This window comes from Streptomyces sp. NPDC091649, from assembly GCF_044756785.1.
In the GTDB taxonomy this organism is placed as follows: Bacteria; Actinomycetota; Actinomycetes; order Streptomycetales; family Streptomycetaceae; genus Streptomyces.
In genome coordinates, this window is sequence record NZ_JBIVTR010000012.1 from 234,767 (window position 1) to 243,227 (window position 8,461).

Below are 8,461 nucleotides of genomic sequence, written 5' to 3' on the forward strand. Positions count from 1 at the left end.
CCATCGAGTGGAAACGCTCAAGGTGTGCAACCTTCCGGACCGCCAGGGGAGTCGACCGTCATGACGAGAGGAGGTGCCGCCAGTGATCGCAAACGTTTCGGCACACCGGCGGGCGAACGCCTTCGCCCAGGCCCTGGAGGAGCAGACCCCCCAGGGTGCGGCGGCCGTACAGCCCGCGGAGCCGGCCGACCAGGCCGACCGCGGACCGCTGTTGGCCCTGGCGAACGGCCTCGGTGAGCTACCGAAGCCGCAGTTGGACCCCGAGGTCAAAACGGTGCAGCGAGCCCAGCTCGTCGCGGCCATGGAGACCATGTTCGCCGAGGGCGGCGCGTCCACGGGCCCTACGGTGCCCGTGCAACGGGGCAAGGGGGCCCACCGGGCCTCACCACTGCGGAAACTGCGCCCCCGGTCCCGCTGGGCGAAGGGGCTCACCGCCGGCGGGCTCACCGTCGGCGTGGCCGCGGGAGCGTTCGGCGGGGTGGCCGCCGCCAGCTCCGACGCCCTCCCCGGTGATTCGCTCTACGGGCTGAAACGCGGGATGGAGGACATCAGCCTGGGCATGACCAAGGGCGATGCCGACCGCGGCGAGGTCTATCTCGACCAGGCGTCCACCCGGCTCAGCGAAGCCCGCAGGCTCATGGAGCGCGGCCGGGCCGGCGACCTGGACCACGAATCCCTCGGCGCCGTCAGACGCGCGCTCAACGGCATGTCCCACGACGCCTCCGAGGGCCACCGCCTGCTCCACTCCGCCTACCAGCGCGACGGGGCGATCGGCCCCATCCAGACGCTGGACAGCTTCTCCCGCTCCCACCGCGACGCCTGGAGCAGCCTCCGCGACCGGCTGCCCGTCCAGCTCACCGACGTCCGGGACGAGGTCAGCTCGGTCTTCGACGCCATAGAGGAAGAGGTCGCGCCGCTCCAGTCCCTCCTCCCCCGCCCCCCCGGCGGCAGCCAGGACTCCGGCCGCTCCGACGCCACCCCGGACACCGGCTCGCCCCGGACCGACGCCCCCGCACCCCCCGCCACCCCCGACCGGCCCGGGGACCGGACCGACGACAGCACCGCCCCCGAGCCCTCCGGCTCATCGGGCTCCGACGACGCCACCCCGGACGGCGGCCTGCTCGGCGGCGGCACGGACGGCCTGCTGGACGACCTTCCGACGGACGGCATCGACCCGACGCCCCCCGAGGACCGGCCCAGCGCACCCGCCGCACCGGACGTCACCCTGCCCCCGCTGCTCCCGGGGCTCCTCCCGGGCCTCGGCATCGACGGCGAGAACCTCAAGCCGTAGAACGACGACCCCCGTCGGCCGAGGAGGGGGCCGGTACGCGATCCGCGTACCGGCCCCCTCCTCGTGCCGCCCCGGTCCGGAGAACGGCGGGACGGAGACAACAGGTCAGAAGAAGACCGACCGCCGCTGCACCAACAGCTTGTACAGCGTGTGCTGGATCTGTTCCCGCACCTGGTCCGTCAGGTTGAACATCAGCATCGGATCCTCGGCGGCCTCCGGCGGATACCCGTCCGTCGGAATCGGCTCACCGAACTGGATCGTCCACTTCGTCGGCAACGGCAGCGCGCCCAGCGGCCCCAGCCACGGGAACGTCGGCGTGATGGGGAAGTACGGGATGCCCAGCAGCCGGGCCAGGGTCTTCGCGTTGCCGATCATCGGGTAGATCTCCTCCGCGCCCACGATCGAGCACGGCACGATCGGCGCCCCCGCCCGCAGCGCCGTCGACACGAACCCGCCCCGGCCGAAGCGCTGCAGCTTGTAGCGCTCGCCGAAGGGCTTGCCGATGCCCTTGAAGCCCTCCGGCATCACCCCGACGATCTCGCCCCGCTCCAGCAGCCGCTGCGCGTCCTCCGCACAGGCCAGCGTGTGACCGGCCTTGCGCGCCAGCTCGTTGACGACCGGAAGATGGAAGACCAGATCGGCGGCGAGCAGCCGCAGATGCCGCTCGGCCGGATGGTTGTCGTGCACCGCGACCTGAAGCATCAGCCCGTCCAGCGGCAGCGTCCCGGAGTGGTTGGCCACGATGAGCGCCCCGCCGTCCGACGGGATGTTCTCGATGCCCTTCACCTCGACCCGGAAGTACGAGTCGGCCAGCGGCCGCAGCACCGACATCAGGACCTGGTCGGTGAGCTCCTCGTCGTACCCGAACTCGTCGACCTCGTAGTCACCGGTGACCCGCCGCCGCAGGAACGCGAGCCCGCCCGCGATCCGCCGCTCCCAGCCCCGGGCCGGGGGGCGGTCCGCGTCGGCCGGTTCCCGGCCGGGCGCCCTCGGGTCCCCGCCCTCCTCCCCCGCCTCCGGGGACGGGAGTGGCCGCTCGGGGGCCTGCGCCCCCGGCAGGGCGCTCACCGGTGCCGCGGGGCCCTCGCCCCGACCGCTGCCGCTGCCGCTGCCGCCCGCCCCGGTCCGGCGCCGCGCCGGACGCGACGCGCCACCGGACCGCGAACGGTCGTCGTCGAACGGAATGACCTTGGCGTCCGCCATCGTCGGTGCGCTCCTCTACCTGGCGCCGTGATTCGTCTGTACCGCACCGGACCCGCGCTCCCGCGGACCGGTGCCTCCCGGCAGCGGCAACGCCGCCAGCCGGTCCACCGCCCCGGCCACCGTCGCCGGCGGCAGCAGTCCGGGTCCCCGGCTCCGCGCGAACTCCGCGAACGTCTCCGCCGTGGTGAACCGCGGCCGGAAACCGAGGGTCTCGCGCATCTGCACGGTCGAGACCACCCTGCCATGGGTCAGCAGCCGGATCTGCTCCGGCGAGAAGTCCGTCATGCCGATCGTGCGGAGCGCCGAGCCGACCCAGGTGACGGCGGGGAGCAGCACCGGCACGGTCGGCTTCCCCAGCCGGCGCGAGCACTGCGACAGCAGCAGCACTCCGTCGCCGGCGATGTTGAACGTGCCGCTGTTCAGCGTCCCGCGGCGGGGCTCGCTCGCCGCGATCCCGAGTACGTCGATCACGTCGTCCTCGTGCACGAACTGGAGCCGGGGGTCGTAGCCGAACACGGTCGGCAGGACGGGGAGCGACAGGTAGTCGGCGAGCGGCGAGTCCGGCCGCGGCCCCAGGATGTTGGCGAACCGCAGCACGCACACCGCCACGTCCGGCCGGCGGCGGGCGAAGCCCCGTACGTACCCCTCGACCTCCACCGCGTCCTTCGCGAAGCCGCCGCTGGGCAGCGACTTGGGCGGGGTGGTCTCGGTGAACACCGCGGGGTCACGGGGAGCCGACCCGTAGACGCTGGTGCTGGACTTCACCACGAGCCGCCGCACGGTCGGCGACTTCTGGCAGGCGCCGAGCAGCTGCATGGTGCCGATGACGTTGGTCTCCTTGAGCGCCGTCCGGCCGCCGGCGCCGAGCGCCTTGCCGGAGACGTCCAGGTGCACCACCGTGTCGACGGAGTGCTCGGCCAGGATCCGCGCCAGGGCGGACTGCCGGATGTCCGCGCGCACGAACTCGGCGTCGCCCAGCCGGTGCGCGGGCGCGACCGCGTCCACGGCGATCACCCGGTCCACCCCGGGCTCGCGCTGGACGCGCCGGACGAAGCGGCCCGCCAGCTGCCGGGCCACTCCTGTGACAAGGACGATCCTGCCCAAGACCAGTGCCTTCCGTCGGTCCGGGAAGCCGGCCCGGCCTCCCTGCTTCCCGCGGTAACTTCCCTGGCCGTCACCGTAGCGGGTGGACGCGGCCCTGTGACGCCCCCATGTCGGGCTCGACCCTCGCCGACCCACAAAAACCGGCCCGGAAAGCACCCCGAAACGCACCGCAGCCCCTCCACCGGAACGGTGGAGGGGCTGCGGATCTCACGAACCGCGTTCGCTTACTTCTTGTTGCGACGCTGAACGCGCGTGCGCTTGAGCAGCTTGCGGTGCTTCTTCTTGGCCATCCGCTTGCGCCGCTTCTTGATAACAGAGCCCACGACTACCCTCGCTCACTTCATCTTCACTGGTGCGGGGCGTCTGGGCCCACACGACCTACGTCGGCCTAGCCTACCCGCCACCGTGCGAGGGGCGTAATCCGCAGGCAACCTCAGGCTGATTCCACCCCCACGAAGGACTCGCGGAGATACGCGTGAACCGCTTGCTCCGGCACCCGGAAGGACCTGCCCACCCGGATCGCCGGCAGATGACCGCTGTGCACCAAGCGGTACACGGTCATCTTCGACACTCGCATGACCGAGGCGACTTCCGCCACGGTCAGAAACTTGACCTCGTTCAGAGGTCTCTCGCTGCCAGCAGCCATGACCCACCTGTACCTTCCGCACCGGACGCGCACCGGCTTCCCCTCCGGTGACTCTTCGTCGCTGTGCGCTCACTCCACAGGTTAGGGGCGGGTGGTGCGAGTGGGGAAGAGGAGAGACGATCGCCGCCCTACGGTGACAGACAGGCCCGATTGAGCACATAGCGCGTCAACGGCCGGTAGAACGGCGCCTGCACGCCGTCGTCGAGCGGAACGACGACGGACACCCGCCCCTCCGCCTCCCCCACGAACAGCGCCGGATCGTCCGTGTCCGCCGGCCCGATCGCCTCGATCCCCAGCTGACCTGCGCCGCAGACCCAGCCGTGATCCCCGATCACCAGCTCGGGCAGGACCCCGAGCCGCTCCACCGCGTCCTGGAGCGCGAGCCTCACCGGAAGCGGCGAATGCGTGTGCGCGCCGGTTTCGCCCCCGGTGGGCCGCCCCCCGGGTTCGCGCACCAGGGCGACACCCCGTACGTAGTCGAGGTAGTGCGTACGTACGCCAAACCGGGTCGTTATGTCGACACATCGCCCCTGCGCGGGGGTGAGAACAGGGCAGCCCGCCGCCGACAGGGCGTCTGCCAGCCCGGCGTAGAAGCCGAGCAGCCGGTGCGGATGACCGGTCCCCAGCAGCACCGGGGCCCGCCGCTCCGCCACCACGGCCAGCCGTTCGGCGAACGCGTCCAGTGCGGCCACCGTCCGCTCCGGGTCGATCGCGTCGGGCCCGGAGACGTGCGCGGGGTCCGCCGAGACCCCGCACCGGTCCGCCATCAGCCGCAGCAGGTCTCCCTCGCCCCAGGCCCGCTCGGGCGCGAGCCCCAGCATCACCCGCGGATCGCGGGCGGCGAACAGCCGGTAGCTGCGCAGGCTGGTCTCGCGCGACGTGGCCACGGGCCCGGCGAGCCGGGCCGCCAGCAGATGGGCGCGCAGCGCCCCGGTGCTCAACACCCCTGGGATGCTGCCGCATCACGGAGTCCCGCGGGCCGGAATCCCGGTACGCCCCACCGTTGGCGTAACGCGCGGCACAATGCCCCCGCCACCGGGGCTCAGGTCAGCAGCCCCCGCAGCGGGAACGCCGCCTTCCGGGACGCCAGCACCGCCTGGTCCAGCCGGTCCGCCGGGTCGTATCCGTCCTCCCACGCCTTCCAGGCCGGCGTACGCCCGTCCGTCATCCGGCCCGGCCCCAGCTGCCGCGTACGGGCGTAGACCAGATCCCGCCAGGACGCCGGCACCACCGACTCCGGATCGACCGGAGCGTGCGCCGCGATCCCCACGAGATGCGTCCACGACCGGGGCACCACATCCACCACCGCGTACCCGCCGCCGCCGAGCGCCACCCAGCGCCCGTCCTCCGCGTACCGGTGGGCCAGCTCGTGGCAGGACTCCATGACCGCCCGCTGCGCGTCCAGGGAGACCGCGAGATGGGCGAGCGGGTCCTCGAAGTGCGTGTCGGCCCCGTGCTGGGTGACGAGCACCTGGGGCCGGAAGTCGGCCAGCAGCTCGGGCACCACCGCGTGGAACGCCCGCAGCCACCCCGCGTCCCCGGTCCCGGCCGGCAGCGCCATGTTCACCGCCGAGCCCTCCCCGTCCCCGGACCCGGTCTCCTCCGGCCACCCGGTCTGCGGAAAGAGGGTCCTCGGGTGCTCGTGCAGGGAGACCGTCAGTACGCGCGGATCCTCCCAGAACGCGGCCTGCACCCCGTCCCCGTGGTGGACGTCCACATCGACGTACGCGATCCGCTGGGCGCCGAGCTCCAGCAGCCGGGCGATGGCGAGGGCCGGGTCGTTGTAGACGCAGAACCCGGCGGCCGAGCCGGGCATGGCGTGATGCAGCCCTCCGGTGAAGTTCACCGCGTGCTCGCTCTCGCCCCGCCACACCGCCTCGGCGGCCCCGACGGAGAGCCCGGCGATCAGCGCGGACGCCTCGTGCATCCCGGCGAACGCCGGATCGTCCACGGTCCCGAGCCCGTAGTCCTGGTCCGCCGCCCGCGGATCGGCGGAGGCGGCCCGCACCGCGGCCACATAGTCCTCGCGGTGCACGAGCCGCAGGGTGGAGTCCCCCGCGGACTTCGCCGACCGCAGATCCACCGCCCCGTCGAGCCCGAACGCCCGCACCAGCCCCATCGTCAGGTCCAGCCGGACCGGGTCCATGGGGTGCGTCTCCCCGAAGTCGTATCCCGTAACTGCGTCATCCCACATCAGCTGTGTGCGGCCGCTCATGCCCGCCACCGTATCGGGCGGGCGCCGGCCCGAACGCGCGGGCATACACGAGCGTCACCAGCACGAGACCCATGGGCACGAGCATGGCCCCGCGATAGCTCCACGCGTCCCCCAGCGCGCCCACGAGCGGCGAACCCACCAGGAACCCGACATAGTTGAAGATGTTCAGCCGGGCCACGGCCGCGTCGCTGTTCCCCGGGAACATCCGGCCGGCCGCCGCGAAGGTCTGCGGGACGAGCACGCACAGCCCGAACCCGAGCATCGTGAATCCGAGCATCCCCACCCCGGCCCCCGGGGCCAGCGCCACCACCGCGAACCCGCCGGCCGCCAGCAGGCTCCCGCCCCGCACCACGGTGACGGCCCCGAACCGGCGCACCCCGAGGTCCCCCACGGCCCGCCCCAGCAGGGTCGTCACCATGTAGACGTTGTACGGCACGGTCGCGAGCTGCTCGGAACCGCCCAGCACGTCCTGGAGGTACTTGGCACTCCAGTTGGACACCGTCGAGTCCCCGATGTACGCGAAGCTCATCACCAGGCAGAGCGGCAGCAGCAGCCTGAACGGGACGGCCCCGCCCGCGCCTTCGGGGCCGCCGGACGCCGTCTCCCGCGGTTTCCCGCCCTCCGTGTACCACCGGCTGCCAGCCAACGCGGCGGGCAGCAGCACCGCCACGACGGGCAGGTAGGAGGCGAGCAACGACAGCTCCCACCGCGCCCCGGCCCAGGCCAGGGACGCCCCCGCGATCCCGCCGAGGCTGTAGGCGGCGTGGAAGCCGAGCATGATGCTGCGCCCGTACGCCCGTTGGAGGCTGACGCCCAGCATGTTCATGGAGGCGTCCAGCGCCCCGACGGCCAGCCCGAAGACGCCGAGCGCGACGGTGGCGTGCCAGACCTCCCGCCCGGCGCCCACCCCGAGCAGGGCGAGCAGGACGAGGGGCTGGGCCCACCGCAGGACGACGCCGGGCGGCACCCGGGCGACCGCCTTCCCGGCGGCCACGCTGCCGGCCCCCGCCAGCACCGGGACAGCGGCGAGGAAGACGGGCAGCAGCCCGTCGGATATCCCGTACTGGTCCTGAATGGCGGGGATACGCGTCACCAGGAGGGCGAAGGCCACCCCTTGGACGCCGAAGCCCAGCCCCAGGGACGCCCTGCCGTGCCGCAAGCCCGCGTCGGTCATGGCCGCGAGCGTAGAGCCGGGCACCGCCCATGGGTAGAGCGGTCAGGCGAGCAGTTCGGGAAGCTGAGCCATGTCGGAGAAGTGCCCGGTCACTCCGACGAGCCGGTTCGCGGGCATCATCGACGTGAACCCGTACACGTCCATTCCGGCCGCCCGTGCCGCCTCGACCCCCAGCGGGCTGTCCTCGATGACGACGCACCTCTCCGGCGCGACGCCCATCCGCTCGGCGGCGTACAGGAACAGATCGGGCGCCGGCTTGCCCCGGCCCACATCCTCCGAGCTGAAGATCCACTCCTCCTCGAACCACTGGTCGAGTCCCGTCCTGCGGTGCGCGACCCGGATCCGCTCGTGGCTCCCGGAGGACGCGACGCAGTAGTCCACTCCGTCCGCGACGAGCTTCCCGAGCAGTTGCTCCACCCCGTCCACGGCCACCAGCTCCCGCTGGAAGGCGGCGAAGGTACGGGTGTTGAGCGTGGAGTCGAAGTCCTCGGGCAGCTTCTGCCCGGTCCGCTCCTCGACGAGGTCGTGGACCCGGTGCACGGCGGACCCCATGTAGTCACGGAGCGACTCGTCGTACGAGGTGGGGTGACCGAGTTCGGTCAGGTAGCCGGAGAGGACGGTGTTGGCGAGCGGCTCACTGTCGACGAGCACACCATCGTTGTCGAAGATGACCAGTTCGTAGCGCATGGTTCGACCCTAGACGTTCAGAACGCAGAAAAGCCCCGTGCCACAAGGCACGGGGCTTTCCCGGAAAAATTGTTCGGCGGCGTCCTACTCTCCCACAGGGTCCCCCCTGCAGTACCATCGGCGCTGAAAGGCTTAGCTTCC

General features: G+C 72.2%; 9 protein-coding genes. 1 reads left to right on the forward strand and 8 read right to left on the reverse strand.

Features of this window, described 5'->3' with window-relative positions; all coding sequences use genetic code 11:
- The first annotated feature begins 82 nt into the window (after positions 1-82).
- Positions 83-1,291, forward strand: coding sequence for a DUF5667 domain-containing protein (locus ACIQMU_RS21610; RefSeq protein ID WP_402689470.1), 1,209 nt, complete (start codon positions 83-85; stop codon positions 1,289-1,291).
- 105 nt (positions 1,292-1,396) lie between these two features.
- Here ACIQMU_RS21610 and ACIQMU_RS21615 read toward each other — a convergent pair whose 3' ends face one another.
- The 8 genes from ACIQMU_RS21615 to ACIQMU_RS21650 form a co-directional block, all read right to left on the reverse strand.
- Positions 1,397-2,494, reverse strand: a complete 1,098-nt coding sequence (locus ACIQMU_RS21615) for a lysophospholipid acyltransferase family protein (protein WP_352240171.1) — start codon at positions 2,492-2,494, stop codon at positions 1,397-1,399.
- Between the two features lie 15 nt (positions 2,495-2,509).
- A complete protein-coding gene (locus tag ACIQMU_RS21620; RefSeq protein WP_352240172.1) occupies positions 2,510-3,598 on the reverse strand; it encodes an NAD-dependent epimerase/dehydratase family protein in 1,089 nt (362 codons plus the stop codon).
- A gap of 224 nt (positions 3,599-3,822) precedes the next feature.
- The gene (locus tag ACIQMU_RS21625; RefSeq protein WP_003948845.1) at positions 3,823-3,921 is read right to left on the reverse strand and encodes a 30S ribosomal protein bS22; all 99 of its coding nucleotides are present in this window, start codon (positions 3,919-3,921) and stop codon (positions 3,823-3,825) included.
- Between the two features lie 110 nt (positions 3,922-4,031).
- Positions 4,032-4,244 (reverse strand): helix-turn-helix domain-containing protein, encoded by a 213-nt coding sequence (locus tag ACIQMU_RS21630; RefSeq protein ID WP_003968329.1) that lies wholly within the window; start codon positions 4,242-4,244, stop codon positions 4,032-4,034.
- Positions 4,245-4,372: 128 nt separating this feature from the next.
- A complete protein-coding gene (locus ACIQMU_RS21635) occupies positions 4,373-5,188 on the reverse strand; it encodes a phosphatase (RefSeq protein ID WP_352240173.1) in 816 nt (271 codons plus the stop codon).
- A gap of 98 nt (positions 5,189-5,286) precedes the next feature.
- A complete protein-coding gene (locus ACIQMU_RS21640; protein WP_402689471.1) occupies positions 5,287-6,459 on the reverse strand; it encodes an acetoin utilization protein AcuC in 1,173 nt (390 codons plus the stop codon).
- On the reverse strand, positions 6,428-7,633 hold the full coding sequence (locus ACIQMU_RS21645) for an MFS transporter (RefSeq protein ID WP_402689472.1): 1,206 nt from the start codon (positions 7,631-7,633) through the stop codon (positions 6,428-6,430). Before ACIQMU_RS21645 ends, ACIQMU_RS21640 begins: the two co-directional genes overlap by 32 nt.
- 42 nt (positions 7,634-7,675) lie before the next feature.
- Positions 7,676-8,320 carry an HAD family hydrolase gene (locus tag ACIQMU_RS21650; RefSeq protein WP_402689473.1) on the reverse strand — a complete coding sequence of 215 codons (645 nt, stop codon included), beginning with the start codon at positions 8,318-8,320 and terminating at the stop codon, positions 7,676-7,678.
- Positions 8,321-8,461: the final 141 nt, after the last annotated feature.